Origin of the sequence: Mycolicibacter heraklionensis (assembly GCF_019645815.1) — a bacterium.
GTDB classification, from domain to species: Bacteria; Actinomycetota; Actinomycetes; order Mycobacteriales; family Mycobacteriaceae; genus Mycobacterium; species Mycobacterium heraklionense.
Genome location: NZ_CP080997.1, coordinates 4,926,907 through 4,947,270, shown reverse-complemented (window position 1 = coordinate 4,947,270; position 20,364 = coordinate 4,926,907). Strand labels below are relative to the sequence as shown.

Genomic DNA, 20,364 nt, shown 5'->3' with positions numbered 1-20,364 from the left:
CGAACAGGGGAGTTGGCTGTGTATGACCTCACGATCACCGGTGGCACCGTCGTCGACGGGACGGGGGCGGACCGCTACCTCGCCGACGTCGGTGTCCGGGACGGGCGGATCGTGGCGGTCCACCGCCGCACCGGAACCGATGATCCGGGTCTGACCGGTGACGCGGCCGAAACGATCGACGCCACCGGCAAAGTCGTCGCACCAGGCTTCGTCGACATCCACACCCACTACGACGGACAGGTCAGCTGGGACAACCTGCTGGAACCGTCCAGCGGCCACGGTGTGACGACGGTTGTCACCGGCAATTGCGGCGTCGGTTTCGCCCCGGTCCGGCCGGGCCGCGAGGAGTGGCTGATCAAGCTGATGGAGGGTGTCGAGGACATTCCGGGCACCGCGCTGACCGAAGGCATCACTTGGGGATGGGAGAGCTACCCCGAGTACCTCGACGTACTCGACCGCCAGAGCCTCGCCGTCGACGTCGGAAGCCAAGTGGCGCACGGAGCGATTCGCGCCTATGCGATGGGCGACCGTGGTGCCCGCAACGAGCCGGCCACCCCCGATGACATCGCGGCCATGAGCCGACTGGTCCAGGAGGCGATCGAGGCTGGGGCACTGGGCTTTTCGACGTCTCGCACGTTGGCGCACCGGGCGATGGACGGCGAGCCGGTGCCGGGCACCTTCGCCGCCGAAGACGAACTGTTCGGACTGGGCCGGGCGATGGCTGCCGGTGGCCAGGCGGTCTTCGAGCTGGCCCCGCAGGGGGCGGCCGGTGAGGACATCATCGCGCCGAAGAAAGAACTCGAATGGATGCAGCGCCTCGGCGCCGAGATCGACCGGCCGGTGTCGTTCGCACTGATTCAGGTCGACGCCGACCCGAACCTGTGGCGCGAGCAGCTCGACATCTCCGCGGCCGCACATCAGGCCGGCAGTGCGCTGTATCCGCAGATCGCCGCGCGTCCCTTCGGCATGCTGCTGGGCTTTCCCGGGCATCACGCCTTTACCCACCGGCCCACCTATCGGCGGTTGAAGCAAGAATGCCGCCGCGACGAACTGGCGCAGCGGCTCGCCGATCCGGCTGTCAAGGCGGCGATCCTGTCCGAAGAGGATCTGCCCGTCGACGCCGCGGTGCAGTTCGACGCCATGTTCGCGCTGGTGCAGCACTCGCTGCACCGCATCTACGACCTGGGCGACCCGCCGGACTACGAGCCCACGCCGGACCGCTCGGTCGCGGCGATCGCCGCGGCGCGCGGCGAGGATCCGTTGGCAACCCTGTATGACCTGATGCTGGCGGCCGACGCCGGCGCGATGCTGATGCTGCCGTTCTTCAACTACGCCGACGGCAACCACGACGCGATCAGGGAGATGCTCACCCACCCCGCCGGTGTGCTCGGGCTTTCGGATGGTGGCGCGCACTGCGGAATGATCTGCGACGCTTCCTATCCCACCTACCTGCTCACACACTGGGCGCGCGACCGGCATCGCGGCGACAAGCTGCCCCTGGAGTATGTGGTGCGCAAACAGTGCCGGGACACCGCGCAGCTGTTCGGCCTCAACGATCGCGGGGTGATCGAGGTCGGCAAGAAGGCCGACATCAACGTGATCGACATGGAGTCGCTGACCCTGCATCCGGCTCGGATGGCTTATGACCTCCCGGCCGGCGGGCGCCGTCTGCTGCAGGGGGCGAGCGGGTATGTTGCGACGATCGTCAGCGGTACCGTCACCCGGCGCAACGGCGCCGACACCGGTGCGCGGCCGGGGCGGCTGGTGCGCGGAGCGCGCCAGTAAGACTGGAAGGGAATCAACAGTTGTCTCGGATGCACCCGTGTGAGCAGGTCGGCCTCGACTTCCTCGAGCGCGCCCCGCAGCGGTTCAGCAACAGCGTCGACCTGGCCGTGACGCCCGACGAGATCTGGGAGGTGCTGGCCGACGCCGAAGCCTGGCCGCACTGGGCCAGTGTCATCACCAACGTGACCTGGACCAGCCCCGAGCCGCATGGTGTCGGCACCACCCGGCTCGTGGACATGCGCGGAGGAATCGTCGGCGACGAGGAGTTCCTGGCCTGGGAACCGGGACGGCACATGGCATTTCGCTTCAACGCGAGCTCGACCTCGGCGCTGGCGGTGTTCGTCGAGGACTACATCATCGAGCCGACCGCCCAGGGCTGCCGGCTCACCTGGACGCTGGCCAATCGGCTGACCGGCCCCGCAGCGTGGTTCTCGCCGATCAGCGGGCCGTTGATGAATCTGGGGTTTCGCCGCTTCCTGGCCAACCTGCGCCGCTATACCGACCAGCGGTTCGCGACGGCGGACCGCGGGTAGATGAGCGCGTCCGGATGGTCACCGGAGCAGGGTGCTCCGCAGGCCGGCCGGGTAGCGGTCGTGACCGGGGCCAACACCGGGGTCGGCCTGGAAGTCGCGCGGGGGCTGGCGATCCTCGGCGCCACGGTCGTGCTGGCCTGCCGCAATACCGACGCGGCCACGGCGGCCCGGCAAGACATTCTGCAGTCGGCTCCGGCCGCGCGCGTCGACGTGGTTCGTCTGGACGTCAGTGACCTGGCCTCGGTGCGGGCTTGCGCGGATGAGCTGCGGGCGCGCTATCCCGTCATCGACATCCTGGTCAACAACGCCGGTGTCATGCATCAGACTCGGCAGCTGACGGTGGACGGCTTCGAGGGTGACTTCGGCACGAACTTCCTTGGGCCGTTTGCGTTGACGGGACTGCTGCTGGATCGGGTGCTCGCCTCCGCGGCGGGACGGATCATCGCGGTGAGCAGCAAGACCCACCGCAGTGGCCGGATCGCGTTCGACGACTTGCAGTTGGTGAAGTCGTTCACCCCCGCGGTGGCCTACACCCAGTCCAAGCTTGCCCAATTGATGGCCACCTTCGAACTGCAGCGGCGGCTGGAATCGTCTGCCAGCCCGGCGATCGCGCTGGCGGCGCACCCCGGGGGCACCCGCACCTCGATCCTGCGTGAGCAGTCCCGAGCGGTCCGCTGGGTGTTCAACAGCCGGTCTCGCTATGTGACGGGGTGGTTCACCCAGGGGCCGGCCGAGGGGGCGCTGCCGATGTTGCGGGCAGCGACCGACCCGGCCGCCACGGGCGGTCAGTTCTACGGCCCGGGCGGGCGTTTCGAGCAGATCGGCCCGCCGGTGTTGGTTCGGGCCGCCGGCCGAGCCTGTGACCCCGACGCGCAGCGGCGGTTGTGGACCGTCGCTGAAGAGCTCACCGGGGTCACCTACTCGCTGACGCGCGATCCGGCGTAGCGCTGCGCGCCGCGCTCACCGCCGGGGCGATCCACCGGCGCAGCAGACGCCGCAGTTCTTCGCCCGATGCCGGCAGCGGTGCCAGGATGAACGACTGCAATGTGCGCAGCACCATCTCGATGATGTCGTCGATGCCCTGATCGTCGAAGCCGGTCCAGTCGACATCCAGGCGCTCCAGCAGGGAGTGCCCGAAGCTTCGGCCGGTGTCGGTGGTGACGGTGACGGCGAAGGCGCTGGCCTGTTGGGTGCGCAGCAGCAGACCGACATAAGGGTCGTGGGGGAGGCGTTCCAGGGTGAGCGCGATGCCCTCGGCGACGGCTTCGCCGGGATCGGTCATTCCGGCCAGCGCTTCGGCGAGCTGGTCCAGAAAGGCGCCGGCGCCGTCGGCCGCGGTGGCCGTCAGCAGCTCCTCGGTGCTGGGGAAATAGCGGTAGACCGTCTGCCGGGTGACGCCGAGGGTGCGTGCGACGTCGGCGATGCTGGTCTGCTCGCCGCGTTCGTCGATGGTCTGGCGGGTGGCCCGCAGAATCCGTGCCACCGCCTCCTCGTCGCTCGCGGGCACATTCCCGCCCCAACCGCGGGTACGCATCAGAACCGCAGTGCCGGAGTGCGCCGCCGATTCATAGCCGGAACGGTAACCCCGGGCGCCACCCGCCGGCGCAACACCCGCTGTTGACCGCGTCGTGTCCCGAATGCTAAGCAGGTGCACAGCATCTCTGCTGCCGCGACCAGAAGGGCCCGTCTATGACAGTGCAGTCGGTAATCGATGACCTTGCGAAGCGGCCCGGCACCGGTGAAGTCATCCCGGTCATCGACCCGGCCACCGAAGAGCAGATCACCGAGTTCCGCGACGCCGGCCCCGCGGCCGTCGACGAGGCCGTCGCCCGCGCCAAGGCGGCCTACCAAGCCGGCGTGTGGACCGACCTCCCGGCGCGCCAGCGCGCCAAGGTGCTGTGGCGGCTCGGCGATCTGATCGATGAGCACGCGGCAGAGTTCGCCGAGCTGGAGTCCCTGGACGCCGGCATGCCCCCGGCCCAGGCCGAGATGATCGTGTCCACCTGCGCGGAGTTCTACCGGTACTACGCGGGCTGGTGCACCAAGCTCAACGGCAGCAGCTACCAGGTGCAGATGGAGGGCGGGGTCAACAGCACCTACGCCAACATGCACGCCTACACCGTGAAGGAACCCTACGGCGTGGTGGGCCTGATCTATCCCTGGAACGGCCCGCTGTTCAACGCCTGCGCCAAGGTCGCCCCGGCGCTGGCGGCCGGCTGCAGCAGTGTGGTGAAGCCGGCGGAGGAGACGCCGCTGTCGGCGGTGCTGCTGGAACGGCTGATCGCCCAAGCCGGGGTTCCCGACGGTGTCACCAACTTCGTCATCGGCTACGGCGCCACGGCCGGTGCGGCGATCACCAGCCACCCCGATGTGGAGAAGGTCGCGTTCACCGGATCGACGGATGTCGGCAAGGAGATCATGCGCAACTCCGCGGACAACCTGAAGAAGGTGACGCTGGAGTTGGGCGGCAAGTCCCCGGTGCTGATCTACGAAGACGCCGACCTGGACATGGCGATCATGATGGCCGCAATGGGTATCTTCGTGCACTCCGGTCAGGGCTGTGTCTGCGGATCCCGGATCTTCGTGCAGCGCAGCGTCTATGAGCGCGTCGTCGCGGGCATCGCGATGATCGGGGAAAACTTGGTACTCGGCGGGCCCAAGGACGAGGGTGCCATGATCAGCCCGCTGGTCAGCGCCAAGCAACTCGAGCGCGTCATGGGCTACATCGACCAGGGGCGCAAGGACGGCGTCGAGGTGGTGTCCGGCGGATACCGGGTGGACCGCAAGGGCTACTTCGTGAAGCCGACCGTGCTGACCAATGTCGACCCGGCCACCAGCCGGCTGTACCGGGAAGAGATCTTCGGGCCGGTGGTCACCATCTTGCCGTTCGACGACGACGACGAAGCCGTGGCGATGGCCAATGACACCAGCTACGGACTGGCAGCCACGGCGTGGACCACCAACCTGGCTCGCGCCCACAACCTGGGCAAGCGCCTGCAGGCCGGCACCGTGACGTTGAACTGCCAGCTGGTCTTCGATCACAACGTGCCCTTCGGCGGGTACAAGCAGTCCGGCATGGGCCACGAATTCGGCTACGAGGGCATCGACGGCTATCTGAAGACCAAGTCGATCTGGGCGGCGCTGTAGAGGTCAGCGCGGCAGATTGGGCCACCACACGCGATCGCCGATCAGTGCGAACAGCGCCGGAATCACCAAGGTGCGAACGACGAACGTATCCAACAGGATTCCAAGACCGACGATGATGCCCAGCTGGGTCAGCACAATCAACGGCAGCACCCCGAGCACGCAGAACACCGCGGCCAGCACGATGCCGGCACTGGTGATGACCCCGCCGGTGGCCGACACCGCGCGCACCATGCCGCCGCGGGTGCCGTGTGCGGGGGTCTCCTCGCGGGCACGGGTCACCAGGAAGATGGTGTAGTCCACTCCCAGCGCTACCAGGAACAGGAACGCGAACAGCGGAGTGCTGTTGTCCAGCGCCGGAAATCCGAAGAGGTGCAGGCTGGCCCAGCAACCCAACCCGAGCGCGGCGACCGCGCTGAGCACCGTCGCCGCCACCAGGACAGGCGGGGCCAACACCGCCCGAAGCAGCACGAACAACACGGTGAGCACCACCAGCAGGATCAGCGGGATCAGTACCGTGCGGTCGCGCACCGCCCCGTCGCGGACATCGAGGGCCTGTGCGTCGGCGCCACCCACCAACGCCCGCGCGTCCACCGCACCAACCGAATCTCGAAGTCCGGCAATGGTGCTGAAAGCCGCATCGGTCGCCGGTGCGGCGTTGAGCACCACCGACCACATGGTTCGTCCGGTCTCGGACACACCCGTCTGGACCGCCGAGACGACGCCCGGGACCGCGGTGATCGCCTGCTTGAGTTGCTGGGACCGGGCGGTGGGGCCGATCACGACCGTCGGACTCGCCGCGCCGTCCGGAAAGTGTTCTGCCAGCGTGTCGAAGCCGGTCACCGAGTCGGCCTGCAACCGGAACTGCTCAGTCTGCGACAACCCGATTTTGGCACCCAGCAGTCCCGCCGCCGACACCGCCAGAACCACGACCGCCGCTGTGCACACCACGGCCGGGCGGCGCGAGACGGCATCGGCGACGCGGTGCCACGGGCCGGCGGGCGTGCCCGCGTCGCCCGTGGCTTGAGGAATGAATGGCCAGAACATCTTTCGGCCGAACAGTGCCAGCAGCGGGGGCAGCAGAAACAGCACGAACACCGCGGCCACGACCAGCCCGCAACTGGCGCAGATCCCGAGACTGCGGGTGCTCGGGGTGACCGCTAAGACCAACGTGAGCAGAGCCAGCACCACGGTGGCGTTGCTGGCCAGGATCGCCGGGGCGGCGGCGGCCACCGCGCGGCGTAGAGCCACCCGATGCTCGTGCTCGGTGCGCAGTTCTTCCCGGTAGCGCGAAATCAGCAGCAGCGCATAGTTGGTGCCGGCCCCGAAGACCAGCACGCTGGTGATGCCCGCGGTGGAGCCGTCAAAGGTCACCCCCGCGGCGCGCGCGACATCGGACCCCACCATGGTGGCCACCCGATCCGCGAACGCGATCACCATCAGCGGCACCAGCCACAACACCGGCGAGCGGTAGGTGACGATCAACAGCAGCGCCACCACCAGTGCGGTGACCGCCAACAGGGTGACGTTGGCGCCGGTGAAGGCGTCGGCGATGTCGGCGCCGAACGCCGGCCCGCCGGTGATGTGGGTCGACAGCGTCGGTGGCAGACCGTCGGCGGCAGCGGCCCGCAAGGCTTTGACCGCATCGGTGAGCCCGAAACCGGACAACTCGGCATTCAACGGCACCGTGGCCAGGGCCGCCTGGTGGTCGGTGGACGGCAGCACGGGCGGGGCCGGCCCGGTGAGCACCTGGGGCACCTTCGTCATACGGTCGCGGGCCGCAGTCACCGCCGCGAGGTCGTCTGGTGTCAACGGCGCACCGTCGGTGCGGGTGGCGACCAGCAGCGCGGTCGCCTGCTCCCCGCCGGCGAAGGTGGACAGCGCCGCGGCGGCGCGGGCTGATTCGGCGCTGGCCGGCAGTGACTCGGGCGATTGGGTGGCGGCGCCGTTGTCGTTGCTGAGCACCATCAGCGCGACGGCGATCAGGATCGGCACCAGCGCAACGAGCCAGGATCGGCGGCCGCTGACGGCGGCGGACAATCGCTCCCAAATCATCCGGCGAGCATCGCACGAAACTTTGGCCGAACAACCGAATGCGCTCTGATCGCCTACTGTGAGGCTCGTGACCAGCAGTGCGAAGACGGCGATCTCACGCCGCATCTTCCTGCGCGGTGCCGCCTGGGCGGTGCCGGTCTTCGGCGCCGCGCTCGCCGGCCCGCGTGCACTGGCGGCGCCGGCCGGCTCACCCGGGTGCGGCGATCCGTACCAGGTGGTCGACAACTGCGCTGTGGAGTTGCCGGAGGAATTCAGCTGGACCAGCTTCTCCACCACCAGGGCGATTGGCGGCGGCACTAACTACTCCATCCAGTTCACCACCAGGATTCAGCCCGGGCCGCCGGTACCGGCGGAAGCCACCGGCTACCGCATCGACAGCCTCAGCATCGCCGGCACCAAACCGGACGGTTCGGCGTTTTCGGTGGTGCCGTCGCTCGGTGAGGCCGGTGAGCGGGCAATCTGGATCCGGACACTCGACTCATCGCTCGGTTTCGTGCTGGATGTGCCCTGGGATGCCAAGCAGTTGGTCCGCAGGTTCGCCTACACCTACAACGTGGTCTACCTCAATTTATCCACCGAGATTCAAACCTGTACCTACGTGACGACGATGCAACTCGCCAACAACGGCGCCGTCGACGGCGGGGTCGGGTCGGTGGCGTTCTCCCCGCCGCGGTTGACCTCCTGCGGCGGGTGAGGTCAGCAGACCGGGATCGGCTGATCGTCGTCGCGGTGCCCGAAAACACCGAAACTGTCGACCAGTTGCGCCGATGGCTCGGGAGACCAGTCCCATCCGGCGATCTGATTGCGCGAGCGTCTGCTGAACAGGCCGCGCATCAGCTCGTAGCCGTCGGCCCGCAAAGTGGTCACGGATTCTCCGGAGCCGCAACGCCATTGCTGTCCCAGCTCATCGCTGATCACCAGCGTCGCGGTGTCGCCTAGCAGCCGGCCGGGCAGGCGACCCAACACGTCCAGGAATGGCTGCCAGTGCTCGCGGTCGGTTCGCGGTAGGCCCAACGCCTCGCAGAGGTCTCCTTCGTGGCAGATCACGTCCGCGGCCAGGTTCGGGCCGGTGAACCGTTCGGGCAGACTCGCTTCGGCCGCCGGGGAGGCGTGCTCCCACTCGTCGAGCAGGTCGCCGACCGTGCGTTCGCGCCGTTCGGCGACGTGCCGTGCGGTCCAGTATTCACCCGGCGCGCCGTCGAGTCGCTGCGCCAAGACGTCAGCGGCGCCACCGGCCAGGTGCGCCAGCACGTCGTGCACCGACCAGCCCGGAGTCGCCGGAACCGGAATGCGCAGCTGGTCATCGGTGAGTCCGGCGGCCAGGGTGCTGATCCTGCCACGTGCGGCCCGGTATATGGCGTCAAGCATGGGAGCCTCCGGTGTCGTGGCGCCGGTGCGTCACGACGCGAATCCCGTGCCCCGCAGGTTGGCCAGCAGGATGCGGGCCAGCAGCACCGGATCGCGCAACCGTGATGGGGAATCCACCAGGTTGCGCACTCGTAGGAACCGCTCGGTCACGGCGATGTCGCGGGACGCGGCGGTCCCCACCGCCTCGGTGAACCACCCGCCCAGTCGGCGGCGGATCGGGTGCGGGCGATCGTTGGCCACGGGACGATCCTGGGCCGCGTTCGCCGCCCAGATCGGTGCGATCTGGGTGGCCGCCGCGCGGAAGAAGCGCTGCGACAGGTCTGGCCCACCCTCTGCCAGACAGTCGCGCAGGGCCAGCGCCTGCAGTGCCGCCACCGTCATGCCTTGCCCGTGCAGCGGATTGAGCCGGCAGAGGCCGTCGCCGAGCACCACCAGCCCTTCGGGGAAGCGCGGCATCTGGTGGTAGCGGTGCCACCGTGCCCCGGTGTCATGGGAGACCGCGATGTCGCCGACCGGTGTGGCGTCGCGCAGCCCAGCCATGATCGATGCCGGGAGAATCTGCTTGGCCGCGACCTGCATGGCGGTGAAGGTCCTTGGGGGAGAGCCATAGTCGCTGTGCCGAGCAATCGACAGCATCCAGGTGTCGTGTTCGTAGGCCACCAGCAGCAGACCGGGATAGGCGCGCCCCTGGTTGACGAAGACCATCTGGTCGTCGAGCAGTCCGGGCGGGATGCGTAGGAGCTGGCTGGAGTAGGCCCAAGCGGGGCGAAGGCGGTGATCCGGCACGCAGCCGAACCCGTTTGCCGCCAGGAATTCGGCAGTGCGCGAGGCTCGTCCGGTCGCGTCGATGACGAGGTCGGCGTGCAGAACCTGGGTGAGCTTGTTGTCCCGATTCGTGACCCGCACACCGCGAACGACGCCCCGATCGTGCACCGGCTCGACCGCGTCGTGGCCGTCGAGAAACGCGACGTTACTGAGCTTGTCGACGCGCCGACGGACGTGGAACTCCATGAACGGCCGGCTCGCGCTGTAGATCGCCAGGGCCTGGGGATCGGCGAGCGTGCCGGTGCGGTTGAGCTCATGGCGGCCGATGCGGGCGTAGCGCCCAGACAGATCGCCGTTGTCGATCACCACCGCGCCGGCGGCGGCCAGCTCGTCGAGGATCCCGGGAAACAGTTCGCCGAGGATGCCCGTGCCCCGGGTCAGGAAGCTGTGCAGATGCCGTCCCTGCGGGACCCCTCTGCGCTGTGCGGGGTGATCGGGGAGCCGATCGCGGTCCACGACGGTGACGGAGTCGTAGGACTCCGACGCCACGCGGGCCGCCAGCAACCCGGCTATCCCGGCTCCCAACACCACCGCTGACGTACCCGAACTGACCATCGCAAGCCCCTCTCCGTGACGCAAGGGACCCCACGATACAGGAAAATTAAGAAAAATAAGAGTATCTTGGCGTAACAGTAAGATTCCTAGCCCTCCGGGACGGGTGGCGGCGCCATCGAGAGTGTCGGTGTCGATGCGAAGACCTGCGGCGTTGGCGCGGCGACGACGCTGTCCGCACGGGCGGGGGACGGCGGCTCAGCCGGGATCGGCGCCGGCCGCCGGTGGACGTTGATCGGCCACCAGAACCACCGGCCGAGCAGCGCCGCGATCGACGGAGTGATCAGGCTGCGGACGATGAACGTGTCGAACAGCAGGCCCAGCCCGATGGTGGTGCCGATCTGGCCGACGGACCGCAGGTCGCTGGCGATCATCGCGATCATGGTGAAGGCGAACACCATGCCGGCCGCGGTCACCACCTTGCCGGTGGCGCCCATCGCCCGGATCAGCCCGGTGCGCAGCCCCGTCGCGGTCCCGCGGTAGATCTCCTCCTTCATCCGCGAGACCACCAGCAGGTTGTAGTCCGACCCGACCGCCAGCAGCACGATCACGCTCATCGCGATCACCAGCCACTGCAACTCGATGCCGAACACGTACTGCCACAACAGCACCGACAGCCCGAACGAGGAGGCCAGCGACAGCACCACGGTGCCCACGATCACGATCGAGGCCACCAGCGCCCGGGTGATCAGCAGCATCACTACGAAGATCAACACGATCGCCGCGATCGCCGCGATCAACAGGTCGTAGTGCGCACCGGTCTGGATGTCGGCGTAGGTGGCGGCGGTGCCGCCCAGATAGAACTTCGCCTTGGCCAGCGGGGTGCCCTTGACGGCTTCCTTAGCGGCCTGCAGCTCGGCGCCGACGTGCGAGATGCCCTCGACGGTCGCCGGGTCGGTGTCGTGGGTGATCAGGATGCGGGCCGCAGAGCCGTCCGGCGACATCATCAACTCCATCCCGCGCTGAAAGTCGGGACTGTCGAACGCCTCCGGCGGCAGGTAGAACATGTCGTCGTTGCGGGCGTCGTCGAACACCTGGCCCATCACCGCTGCGGTGTCGGTCATCTGCTCGAGCTGCGTCACCACCTGGCCGAAGCTGCTGTGCATGGTCAGCATCAGGTCACGCATGGTGGTGGTGATGGCGATCATCGGCGGGATCTGATCGGCGATCTGCGGGGTGATCCCGTCGACCCGGTCCAGCTGCTGGGCCAGCGTGGCGGTGTTCTCCGCCAGTTGGTCGAAGCCGTCGGTGGCGTCGAACGCCGAGCGGAACGCATTGCAGATGCCGATGTTGAAACAGTGCGGCTCCCAATAGAAATAGTTGCGCAACGGACGGAACTGGTCGTCGAAGTCGGCGATGCGGTCGCGGACCTCGGCCATGGTGCCTTCCATCTCGTGGGACGCCTCGTCGGTGCCGTGCGTGGCATCGGAGAGCTGCACGGTCAGTCCGTGCAGCCGGTCCATCACCGCGATCATCGACGAGAGCTGGTCGGCCATCGTCTGAGTGTCATCGAGGCGCGCCTTGAGGAACTGCAGATTCTCGGCCATCGTGACGCCTTGCGCGCTGATCTGAAACGGCACCGATCCGTGTTCCATGGGCGGTCCCAGCGGGCGAGTGATGCTCTGCACCCGTTCGATGCCCGGCACCCGGAAGATGTTGCGCGCGATGCGGTCCAGCACCAGCATGTCGCGGGGATTGCGCATGTCGTGATCCGACTCGACCATCAGCATGTCGGGGTTCATCCGCGCGGAGCTGAAGTGCTTCTCGGCTGCGGCATGGCCGATGTTGGACGGGACGTCGGCCGGTATGTAGTGCCGGTTGTCGTAGCTGGTCTTGTAGCCGGGCAACACCAGAACGCCCACGGCCGCAACGGCACTGGCGGCGGCCAGAATCGGCAGCGGCCAGCGCACCACGGCGGTGCCCACCTTGCGCCAGCCGCCGGTCTTGGTGACCTGCTTGGGGTCGAGCAGCCCGAACCGGCTGCTGACCGCAAGCACCGCCGGCGCGAAGGTCAGCCCCATCGCCAGGATGGTGAACATGCCCAGCGCGCACGGCACCGCGAGGGTGTTGAAGTAGTTCAGCCGGGTGAAGTGCAGGCACAGCATCGCCCCGGCGATCGTCAACCCGGAGCCCAGGATGACGTGGCTGACGCTGGACAGCGTTGTGTTCTGGGCGGGTTCGCGTTCTTCGCCGGCATTGCGTGCCTCGTGGTAGCGCCCGATCAGGAAGATCCAGTAGTCGGTTCCGGCGGCGATGGCCAGCGCGGTGAGGATGCTGACCACGAATGTCGAGATCGCGAAGACGTGCGAGTTGCTCAGCACCGCGATCAGCCCGCGGGCCACGCTCATCTCGGTGACCACCACCAGCAGCCCGATCAGCGTGGTCGCGATCGAGCGGTAGACCACCAGCAGCATCACCGCGATGACGGCCATGGTGATACCGGTCATCTTCACCATCGAGGCGTCACCGGCCTCGTTGGTGTCGGCGACCAGCGCCGCCTGACCGGTCACATAGGAGCGCAGTCCCGCCGGCGGGTCGGACCCCTCGACGATCTCGCGCACGGCGTCCACCGACTCCACGCCCTGCGCCGAGCCCTGATTGCCCGCCAGATGCACCTGCACGTAGGCGGCCCGGCCGTCCTCACTCTGCGAGCCCGCCGAGGTGACCCGGTCGCCCCAGAAGTCCTGCACGTGTTCGACGTGGGCGGTGTCGGCTCGCAGGGTCGCCACCAGCCGGTCGTAGTACTGGTGGGCGTCGGACCCCAACTCGGCATCGCTCTCCAGCACGATCATCAGCACGCTGTCGCTGGTGAACTCACCGAACTTCTCGCCGATGTGCTTCATCGCGATCACCGACGGCGCGTCCTGCGGGGAGAGCGAGACGGCGTTGCGGGCGCCGACGACCTCCAGCTGCGGCACCAGCAGGTTGGTCGCGGCGGCCGCGGCGAGCCAGAACAGGATGATCGGGATGGCGCACGCGCGGATCAGCCGCGGGAACCGAGGTGCTCCTGTGCCGGTCGCGCTGTGGTGGCTGCTCATGCCGCTTTCACCACGCAGAAGGTGGCGGCGCTGTGGCCGTCGGCCCGGTGCTCGTCGCGCAGCTCTCCGTTGACGGTGATCCGGCAGCCCAGTTCGTGGCTGTCGCCCTGGGCGATGACGTTGGCGAACACGCTCGGCTGCGTGGTGGTCAGCGTTAGCGACCAGGGCAGCGAGTGGAACTGGGCTTCCTGGGACTGGGCGCGCTCATCGACGTAGCTGACCAGGCCCGACGTCGATGCGGGGCCGTAGAGCTCGTAGGTGACGTACTTCGGCACGGTGGAGACGATCTCGCCACCGGTGCCCCCGGCAACCGCCGCCCCGGCTGCGCCGAACACGCCGTGGAACCGGTAGATGACCAGTCCGCCGATCGCGGCGACCGGGATGATCACCAGCACGATCCACAGCCGTTCGAGCGGTCCGCGAAGCTTTTTCATTGCGCTCATAGCCGTTAACCTTACGACCGTAAAGAAACGAGTGTAAAGTTAAATGGTGCCAGCTCACACTTGCGCGGAAGATGTGTTATGCAGAACGCAAGTGAGGGCAACTAACAAACCGTTAGGATCACCGCGTGCCCACTCCCCCTCGTCGGCGCAATTTGCGAGGTCACGGCGCGCTGCTGCGCGACGAGATCCTGGCTGCCGCTGTTCGGGTCATCGACGGCGCGGACAGCGAAGCCGAGGTTTCGCTGCGGCGCATCGCCCGGGAGGCCGGTATCGCCGCGCCCTCGGTGTACGCACACTTCGACGACCTGGAGCGGGTGCTCGAGGCGGTAGCCGAGTCGAGCTGGGTTCAGGTCTCCGACGAGATCGCCGAGCACGTCCAGCAAGCCACTGACCCGCGGGAACGTCTGCTCATCGGCTGCCGGGTCTATGTGTCGTTCGCGCAGCGCCATCCGCTGCGCTACGCCCTGATGACCCAGGACGGCCACGCCCCGCCTGCGGCTCGCCGGGCGCTGGCCGTCGTGACCCGAGGATTGCTGGCCTGTCGCGGTGAGACGCCGGATTCGGCGTCGGACCCCGATTCCGACCGGATCGCCGCGGCGTTGTCGGTGGCGCTGCACGGCGTCGCGATGCTGCATCGCACCGACACACCGAACCTGTGGCTCAGTAATTTCAGCACCGACGAGGTGATCGGAACGCTGGTTGACGGTGCGACGCTACTGCTGGCCGAGGCCGAACGCGTCTGAGTTGACGACCACGGTGAGCTGTCCGTGGCCACTGTGGAAGCCCTCGCGACTTACAGGCAATTTTCATTGAATGCTCAGCTCGGGCGGTCATAGGCTTGGCGATATCGAGTTTTTCTGCCGCGTCCCGAGGACATGCCATGCGTACAGCGCTTCGTCCCTATGCCACCGCCGGTGTCACCCTGATCGGCGCCGGAATGCTCGCCGCGACACCGGTGGTGTCGGCTGGGCCTGAACTGGTATTCCGCGCGGTACAGCTGACCGCCGGCCAAGATGTGGGTCTGGTCGTCGGCGGCACCGGCACCCCCATCCCGGGACCCGACTACATCGCCGGTGGCGACGCCTACATCCAGCGGATTCTGCCGGGCGCCGTCTCACAGGGTGTGTTCACGCCCGAGGGCGGATCGCCGATCTATACCGGGGTCAAGAGCCTGCCGTTCGACACCTCGTTCGCTCAGGGCACCACCATCCTGACCAGCGACATCGAACAGCAGGTCGCGCTCGGCAACACCGTCGCCGTCTACGGCGAATCGCAGAGCTCGACCATCTCCGGAATGGTGATGCCCCACCTGCAACAGGACGGCGTCGCCGCCGACGCGGTCAAGTTCGTGCTGGTCGGTGACCCGAGCAACCCCGACGGCGGGCTGCTGGAGCGCTTCGAGGGGCTGAGCCTGCCGAGCCTGGGCATCACCTTCAGTGGTGCGACCCCGCCGGACACCATCTACGACACCACCATCTACACCCAGGAGTACGACGGCTTCGCCGACTTCCCCAAGTTCACGCTGAACTTCCTGTCCGACCTCAACGCGTTCCTGGGCATCGAGTACGTGCATCCCACCTATCAGGATCTGACGCCCGACCAGCTCAACAACGCGATCCTGCTGCCGACCACCGAGGGCTACGACGGCAACACCACCTACTACATGGTCCCGATGGCCGACGATCAGGTGCTGCCGCTGCTGCGGCCCTTCGAGGGCATCCCGGGAATCGGCAAAGCGCTGGTCGACCTGCTGAACCCGGCCCTGACGCAGATCGTCAACCTGGGCTACGACAATCCCGACAATCAGGGCTGGGACGTCGGTCAGGCCAACGTGCCCACCACGTTTGGGCTGTTCCCGTCGACCGAGCAACTGACCACGGCGATGAACAACATGGGCCCCGCTCTGCAGGAGGGCTTCCAGGCGTTCCTCAACGACCTGGAGCACCCAGCGGCGGCCGATCCGTCGTCGATGGTCGGCGATCTGGTGTCCGGCGGCACGCCGTCGTTCACCGATATCGTCAACGGGCTGTCCTCGGCGTTCTCGCAGGCCTACGCCACGCTGCTGCCGACCGCCGACATCCTCACCGCGCTGACGCTCAACCTGCCGGCCTACGCCGCCACCCTGTTCACCGACAACATCGCGACCGATCCGCTGGACGCTTTCGGCCTGCCGCTTGCGGCGAGCACGGGCTTGATGACCCTGGCTGCGGGCATCGAATTCATGGTGCTGCAGGAAACCGCCTCGTCCATCAGCAGCACCCTGCAGGACCTGTTCTGATCGTCGTCTGACTGAGGCGCCCGGTCGAGCGTGACTGTGGCGACGCGTCCACGGCGTGTCACGTCGTGAGTTTCACACCCGCGCGTGGAGCCGGCGGCTTGAGCGCTAGCCGCCGCTGGGAGCGGGGGCCGGCGGCCGAGCCGTCGGCACGAAGCCCTTCAAGACATCGGGCAGGCCCACCGATTGCTGCGGTACCGGCGCGCAGGTGGGCGGGCATTCGGTCAGCTGCCAGGTCTGGCAGCGGTCGGTCCGGAACGCGGTGTCACTCGGCTCGATCAGCACGACTTGCGGCTTCTTGGTCATCGCGCTGTCGAGGGTCTTGTCGCCGCCGATGCGGCGCCAGTAGCAGGCCGCCCCGTCACGCGGCCCGTCGGAGCGGTAGGTGCCGGGCACGATGTCCTTGCCGACCGCGTAGGTGCCGTCGCCGTCGATCACCTGCTTGGGCGCGGGCGGGGGAGCAGGGGTCGGATCAGCCCCGGCGATCCCCGTGGCCGTCCAGCCTGTCCAGGCCGTGGCCAGCATGACCGCCGCGGTCCCGGCCAGCTTGTTCGGTCTCATACCAGGCGAGGGTACCTACGGCCGCAGCGTTACGGCTTGACGCCGACCGTGATCAGATCCGACACGACCAGCGTCCAGGCCGGACGCGCCACGCGGTGCTGGTCCGGAACGGTGAAACCGGCGTCGGTGAACAGCGTGCGCATCTCGGCCGGCGTCGGCTGGCGCGCCGGATTCCACCGGATCCCGGTCAGCGCCTTGAGCGGATCGGACAGCCGGGGGCTCATCCCCGTGACCGCCGCCATTCCGCCCGGCGCCAACACTCGGTAGAACTCCCGCAACGCGGCCGGTTGGTTGAAGAAGTGGAACGCCGAGCTGGTGACCACCGCATCCAGCGCCCCGTCTTCGAACGGCAGCGCTTCGGCGGGGCCGGTCAGCCAGTGCACGCGCGACGAGCGCTCCCGTGCCTCGTTGAGCATGCCGTCGGACATGTCCACCCCGTAGACCGCCTCGGGGGACAGCTCACGTTCGATACGGTCGGCCAGGATGCCGGTGCCGCAGGCGATGTCGGCCACCCGGGCCGGCTTGCGCGAGCGCAGCGCGGCAATCAGCTCGTCCTGGGCCGGACGATAGACCCAACGTTGGAGGAAGCCGGTGTCATAGGCGGGAGCGGCGAAGCTCCAGAACCGGGTGACGACGTCATTGAACGCTTGGCGCGGAGCTTGAGACGACATGGCGTGAAATCTACCGCCAGCGCTCCGGCAAGTGCGCCCTGAGCGGGCCGCTCTGAGAAGGTATAGCCATGACCGTCTGCTACCGGCACCCCGACCGGGCCACCGCGCTGCGCTGTACCCGCTGTGATCGCTACATCTGCGGCGACTGCATGCGTAGCGCCGCCGTCGGCCAGCATTGCGTGGAGTGCGCGCAGGCGGGCGGAACGCCGGTGCGCCGGGCGGCGCGGCCGCTGGTCCGCGCTGCCTCGGGGACACCGGTGGTCACCTACGGGCTGATCGCGCTGAGCGTGCTGGCTTTCGTCGCGCAGCTGTCGTCGCACGAGCTGGAGTCCGAGTTGGTGCTGTGGACACCGGCGGTGGCCGACGGGCAGATCTATCGCCTGGTGACGTCGGCGTTCCTGCACTACGGCCCGATGCATCTGCTGCTCAACATGTGGGCGCTGTATGTGGTGGGACCTCAACTCGAGGGCCTGCTCGGTCGGGTGCGATACAGTGCGCTGTACCTGCTCAGCGCACTGGGCGGCTCGGTTGCCGTCTACCTGTTGGCGCCGATCACCACCGAGACCGCAGGCGCTTCGGGCGCCATCTTCGGCCTGTTCGGGGCCACGCTGGTCATCGGACGCCGGCTGCGGATGGATGTCCGCGCGGTGGGTGCGGTGATCGTGGTCAACCTGATCTTCACTTTCACCATTCCGCACATCAGCTGGCAGGGACATGTCGGTGGTCTGATCACCGGGGTGCTGGTCGCGTTCGCCTACGTCTATCCGCCGCAGGCCAACCGGACCCGGATTCAGGCAGTGGCCAGTCTTGCGCTGCTGGCACTGTTCATCGCGCTGATCTGGTGGCGCACTGCCGAATTGGTCTCCTGATCGCGAGCGTGTCATCCCGCTGAGACGCCTGCTCGCCCCCTAAGCTTTCGGTGGTCCACCAGCGAGAGGATCGACCAATCGGCGCCCACGGCGACCAAGATGACATGAGTCGACCGGCCGGGAACCGGACTCGCCGGGCCACCTCGATGCGCACCTCGGGTAAGTCCCGCTGGGTTGCGCCGGCCCCGCGTGCCGCCCGGTTGGCCACCGCGCGCGCCGCGGATCGGATTCGGCGGGAGCGACGGCGTCCGGGCATTCACGCGCTGGACGGTCTGCGCGCGCTGGCCGTCGGGTTGGTGCTGGCCGACCATGGCGGCATCCCCGGGCTGTCGGGTGGGTTCCTGGGCGTGGACCTGTTCTTTGTGCTCAGCGGCTTCCTGATCACCTCGCTGCTCATCGACGAGCTGGGCCGGACCGGCCGGATCGACCTCACCGGGTTCTGGATCCGGCGCATCCGGCGTCTGCTGCCGGCCCTGGTGCTCATGGTGCTGACCGTCGCGATCGCGCACGAGCTGTTGCCGTCGGAGGCGGTGGTGGGACTGCGCGAGGATGCGATCGCCGCCTTTTTCTGGGTGGCCAACTGGCGGTTCGTCGCGCAGCACACGGACTACTTCACCGAGGCCGGCACCCCGTCGCCGCTGCAGCACACCTGGTCGCTGGGCGTTGAGGAGCAGTACTACTTCTTCTGGCCGCTGCTGCTCATCGCGATCACGTTGCTGCTGGGGGCCCTCGCCCGGCGCCGCGGCCGCCTGCCCACCGTCGGTGGGGTGCGGCTGACGGTCTTCCTGTTGGCCAGCGCAGGTGCGGCGGCGTCGGCGACGGCCGCGGAGATGCTGGCCTCTGAGGCCACCCGCGATCGCGTCTATTTCGGCACCGACACTCGTGCGCAGGCCCTGCTGATCGGCGCCGCGGCAGCGGCCCTGCTGGTGGGGGACTGGCCGGCGCTGACCGCCGGCTGGTCGGTGGTGCGGACCCGCCGCGCGCTGTGGGTCGCTCGCCTGCTGCCGCTGGCCGGGCTGGCCGTGCTGGCGACGGCGGCCCACCGCGCCACCGGCACGGCCGCGGAGTTCCGTGGCGGCCTGCTGTCCCTGGTGGCCGTCGCCGGGATCGCGGTGATCGCCCCGGTCGCCCTACACCAGAGCGGCCTGGTCGCCCGGGCATTGGCCTGGTCTCCGCTGGTGTGGCTGGGGACCATCTCCTACGGCGTGTACCTGTGGCACTGGCCGGTCTTCCTGGTCCTCAACGGCCAGCGCACCGGATGGACGGGGTGGGCGCTCTTCGGCGTGCGGTGCGCCGCCACCCTTTTGCTGGCGGCGTTGTCGTGGTGGGCCATCGAGGAACCGATCCGCCGGTGGCGGCCGGCGCGGGTGTCGCTGCTGCCGCTGGGGGCGGCCGTCAGCGGCACCGCGGTGGCGGTCACCGTGCTGGTGGTCCCGGTCGTCGAGCTGCCCACGGCCGCGAACGGCGTGACCCCGGATGTGGCCGCGGCCGCGGCGGTGTCCCCGTCGCCTCCGGCGCGGCTGTCGGATCCCAAAAAGCCACGGCCCCAGCCCGTGCGGCGCGACCCGAACCGGCCGCGCACCGTCTCGGTGTTCGGTGACTCGATCGGCTGGACGCTGATGCACTATCTGCCGGAAACCCCCGGCTATGACTTCATCGACCACACCGTCGTCGGCTGCAGCATCGTGCGAGCCGGCCCGTACCGCTGGGCCGGCAAGACCATCGATCAGGGTAAGGAGTGCGACGGATGGCCGGCCCGCTGGACGCGGCAGGTCAAGGCCGACCAGCCCGACGTCGTGCTGTTGTTCGTCGGCCGCTGGGAGACCGTGGACCGAGTCAACGAGGGCCAGTGGTCGCACATCGGCGACCCGACCTTCGACGCCTACCTGATCGCGGAGCTGCGCCGTGCGCTCGACGTGCTGGAGTCCGCCGGCAGCCGGGTCGTGGTGACGACCGTGCCCTACAGCCGTTACGGCGAGCGGCCCGACGGCAGTCTGTGGCCCGAGGACAATCCGGAGCGGGTGGACCGCTGGAACGCCCTGCTGCGCCGGGAGGTCTCCGGGCGGAGTGCCGTCACGGTGATGGACCTGAATAAGAAGCTGGGGCCGGCTGGCACCTACACCGCCAAAGTCGACGGCATCAAGGTCCGCAGCGACGGTATTCACCTCACGCCCGAAGGGGTGAAGTGGCTGCTGCCGTGGCTGGAGGAATCGCTGAGCTGACCACCGCGGGCAAACGCGGCGTG

General features: G+C 68.2%; 17 protein-coding genes. 9 read left to right on the top strand and 8 right to left on the bottom strand.

The features are described 5' to 3' along the window. Window positions 1–18: 18 nt before the first annotated feature. The 3 genes from K3U94_RS22925 to K3U94_RS22915 are packed head-to-tail and all read left to right on the top strand — an operon-like array spanning window position 19 to window position 3,263. Window positions 19–1,785, top strand: a complete 1,767-nt coding sequence (locus K3U94_RS22925; RefSeq protein ID WP_220695142.1) for an N-acyl-D-amino-acid deacylase family protein — start codon at window positions 19–21, stop codon at window positions 1,783–1,785. Window positions 1,786–1,814: 29 nt separating this feature from the next. Next, window positions 1,815–2,318 (top strand): SRPBCC family protein, encoded by a 504-nt coding sequence (locus tag K3U94_RS22920; RefSeq protein WP_220695141.1) that lies wholly within the window; start codon window positions 1,815–1,817, stop codon window positions 2,316–2,318. Then, entirely contained in the window at window positions 2,319–3,263 is a 945-nt protein-coding gene (locus K3U94_RS22915; RefSeq protein WP_220695140.1) for an oxidoreductase, read from the top strand. It abuts the gene before it with no gap. On the opposite strand, the gene K3U94_RS22910 is transcribed toward K3U94_RS22915, so the two are convergent. Continuing rightward, window positions 3,232–3,852, bottom strand: coding sequence for a TetR/AcrR family transcriptional regulator (locus tag K3U94_RS22910; protein ID WP_047319177.1), 621 nt, complete (start codon window positions 3,850–3,852; stop codon window positions 3,232–3,234). The two genes, K3U94_RS22915 and K3U94_RS22910, sit on opposite strands and share 32 nt — an antisense overlap. Window positions 3,853–4,007: 155 nt before the next feature. Here K3U94_RS22910 and K3U94_RS22905 point away from each other — a divergent pair, with 155 nt between their 5' ends. Then, entirely contained in the window at window positions 4,008–5,465 is a 1,458-nt protein-coding gene (locus tag K3U94_RS22905) for an aldehyde dehydrogenase family protein (RefSeq protein WP_220695139.1), read from the top strand. Between the two features lie 3 nt (window positions 5,466–5,468). Here the strand turns inward: K3U94_RS22905 and K3U94_RS22900 are convergent, their stop codons facing one another. Then, window positions 5,469–7,517, bottom strand: coding sequence for an MMPL family transporter (locus K3U94_RS22900; protein ID WP_220695138.1), 2,049 nt, complete (start codon window positions 7,515–7,517; stop codon window positions 5,469–5,471). A 67-nt stretch (window positions 7,518–7,584) separates the two neighbouring features. Between K3U94_RS22900 and K3U94_RS22895 the strand changes: the two genes are divergently transcribed. Then, complete coding sequence (locus K3U94_RS22895; RefSeq protein WP_220695137.1) at window positions 7,585–8,211, top strand: hypothetical protein; 627 nt, start codon at window positions 7,585–7,587, stop codon at window positions 8,209–8,211. A 2-nt stretch (window positions 8,212–8,213) separates the two neighbouring features. Here the strand turns inward: K3U94_RS22895 and K3U94_RS22890 are convergent, their stop codons facing one another. The 4 genes from K3U94_RS22890 to K3U94_RS22875 all read right to left on the bottom strand — a co-directional run bounded on the left by K3U94_RS22890 (window position 8,214) and on the right by K3U94_RS22875 (window position 13,743). Beyond that, a complete protein-coding gene (locus K3U94_RS22890) occupies window positions 8,214–8,885 on the bottom strand; it encodes a maleylpyruvate isomerase family mycothiol-dependent enzyme (RefSeq protein WP_220695136.1) in 672 nt (223 codons plus the stop codon). Window positions 8,886–8,915: 30 nt separating this feature from the next. Next, a complete protein-coding gene (locus K3U94_RS22885) occupies window positions 8,916–10,265 on the bottom strand; it encodes an FAD-dependent oxidoreductase (RefSeq protein WP_220695135.1) in 1,350 nt (449 codons plus the stop codon). A gap of 86 nt (window positions 10,266–10,351) precedes the next feature. Continuing rightward, window positions 10,352–13,300, bottom strand: a complete 2,949-nt coding sequence (locus K3U94_RS22880; protein ID WP_230987308.1) for an MMPL/RND family transporter — start codon at window positions 13,298–13,300, stop codon at window positions 10,352–10,354. Beyond that, on the bottom strand, window positions 13,297–13,743 hold the full coding sequence (locus K3U94_RS22875; protein WP_230987306.1) for an MmpS family transport accessory protein: 447 nt from the start codon (window positions 13,741–13,743) through the stop codon (window positions 13,297–13,299). Before K3U94_RS22875 ends, K3U94_RS22880 begins: the two co-directional genes overlap by 4 nt. Before the next feature lie 125 nt (window positions 13,744–13,868). Here K3U94_RS22875 and K3U94_RS22870 point away from each other — a divergent pair, with 125 nt between their 5' ends. Together K3U94_RS22870 and K3U94_RS22865 are read left to right on the top strand one after the other, a co-directional pair. Continuing rightward, entirely contained in the window at window positions 13,869–14,486 is a 618-nt protein-coding gene (locus tag K3U94_RS22870; RefSeq protein WP_230987304.1) for a TetR/AcrR family transcriptional regulator, read from the top strand. Window positions 14,487–14,623: 137 nt separating this feature from the next. Then, a complete protein-coding gene (locus tag K3U94_RS22865) occupies window positions 14,624–16,021 on the top strand; it encodes a PE-PPE domain-containing protein (RefSeq protein WP_220695134.1) in 1,398 nt (465 codons plus the stop codon). A 105-nt stretch (window positions 16,022–16,126) separates the two neighbouring features. On the opposite strand, the gene K3U94_RS22860 is transcribed toward K3U94_RS22865, so the two are convergent. Both K3U94_RS22860 and K3U94_RS22855 read right to left on the bottom strand, forming a co-directional pair. After that, window positions 16,127–16,579: an Rv1352/Rv1906c domain-containing protein gene (locus K3U94_RS22860; RefSeq protein ID WP_047319170.1), complete on the bottom strand. Its 453-nt coding sequence runs from the start codon at window positions 16,577–16,579 to the stop codon at window positions 16,127–16,129. A gap of 29 nt (window positions 16,580–16,608) precedes the next feature. Then, a complete protein-coding gene (locus K3U94_RS22855) occupies window positions 16,609–17,250 on the bottom strand; it encodes a class I SAM-dependent methyltransferase (RefSeq protein WP_220695133.1) in 642 nt (213 codons plus the stop codon). A gap of 68 nt (window positions 17,251–17,318) precedes the next feature. On the opposite strand from K3U94_RS22855, the gene K3U94_RS22850 reads away from it, so the two are divergent. Both K3U94_RS22850 and K3U94_RS22845 read left to right on the top strand, forming a co-directional pair. Then, window positions 17,319–18,119: a rhomboid family intramembrane serine protease gene (locus K3U94_RS22850; protein ID WP_220695132.1), complete on the top strand. Its 801-nt coding sequence runs from the start codon at window positions 17,319–17,321 to the stop codon at window positions 18,117–18,119. Between the two features lie 146 nt (window positions 18,120–18,265). Next, a complete protein-coding gene (locus tag K3U94_RS22845; RefSeq protein WP_220696924.1) occupies window positions 18,266–20,341 on the top strand; it encodes an SGNH/GDSL hydrolase family protein in 2,076 nt (691 codons plus the stop codon). The last annotated feature ends 23 nt before the right edge of the window (window positions 20,342–20,364 follow it).

What these genes read in the sequence shown, in the direction of transcription:
- K3U94_RS22880 (WP_230987308.1), bottom strand. Translation starts at nt 13,300, where the DNA reads ATGAGCAGCCACCACAGCGCGACCGGCACAGGAGCACCTCGGTTCCCG.
- K3U94_RS22865 (WP_220695134.1), top strand. Translation starts at nt 14,624, where the DNA reads ATGCGTACAGCGCTTCGTCCCTATGCCACCGCCGGTGTCACCCTGATC.
- K3U94_RS22920 (WP_220695141.1), top strand. Translation starts at nt 1,815, where the DNA reads ATGCACCCGTGTGAGCAGGTCGGCCTCGACTTCCTCGAGCGCGCCCCG.
- K3U94_RS22890 (WP_220695136.1), bottom strand. Translation starts at nt 8,885, where the DNA reads ATGCTTGACGCCATATACCGGGCCGCACGTGGCAGGATCAGCACCCTG.
- K3U94_RS22905 (WP_220695139.1), top strand. Translation starts at nt 4,008, where the DNA reads ATGACAGTGCAGTCGGTAATCGATGACCTTGCGAAGCGGCCCGGCACC.
- K3U94_RS22910 (WP_047319177.1), bottom strand. Translation starts at nt 3,852, where the DNA reads ATGCGTACCCGCGGTTGGGGCGGGAATGTGCCCGCGAGCGACGAGGAG.
- K3U94_RS22875 (WP_230987306.1), bottom strand. Translation starts at nt 13,743, where the DNA reads ATGAGCGCAATGAAAAAGCTTCGCGGACCGCTCGAACGGCTGTGGATC.
- K3U94_RS22855 (WP_220695133.1), bottom strand. Translation starts at nt 17,250, where the DNA reads ATGTCGTCTCAAGCTCCGCGCCAAGCGTTCAATGACGTCGTCACCCGG.
- K3U94_RS22915 (WP_220695140.1), top strand. Translation starts at nt 2,319, where the DNA reads ATGAGCGCGTCCGGATGGTCACCGGAGCAGGGTGCTCCGCAGGCCGGC.
- K3U94_RS22845 (WP_220696924.1), top strand. Translation starts at nt 18,266, where the DNA reads ATGCGCACCTCGGGTAAGTCCCGCTGGGTTGCGCCGGCCCCGCGTGCC.
- K3U94_RS22860 (WP_047319170.1), bottom strand. Translation starts at nt 16,579, where the DNA reads ATGAGACCGAACAAGCTGGCCGGGACCGCGGCGGTCATGCTGGCCACG.
- K3U94_RS22900 (WP_220695138.1), bottom strand. Translation starts at nt 7,517, where the DNA reads ATGATTTGGGAGCGATTGTCCGCCGCCGTCAGCGGCCGCCGATCCTGG.
- K3U94_RS22885 (WP_220695135.1), bottom strand. Translation starts at nt 10,265, where the DNA reads ATGGTCAGTTCGGGTACGTCAGCGGTGGTGTTGGGAGCCGGGATAGCC.
- K3U94_RS22850 (WP_220695132.1), top strand. Translation starts at nt 17,319, where the DNA reads ATGACCGTCTGCTACCGGCACCCCGACCGGGCCACCGCGCTGCGCTGT.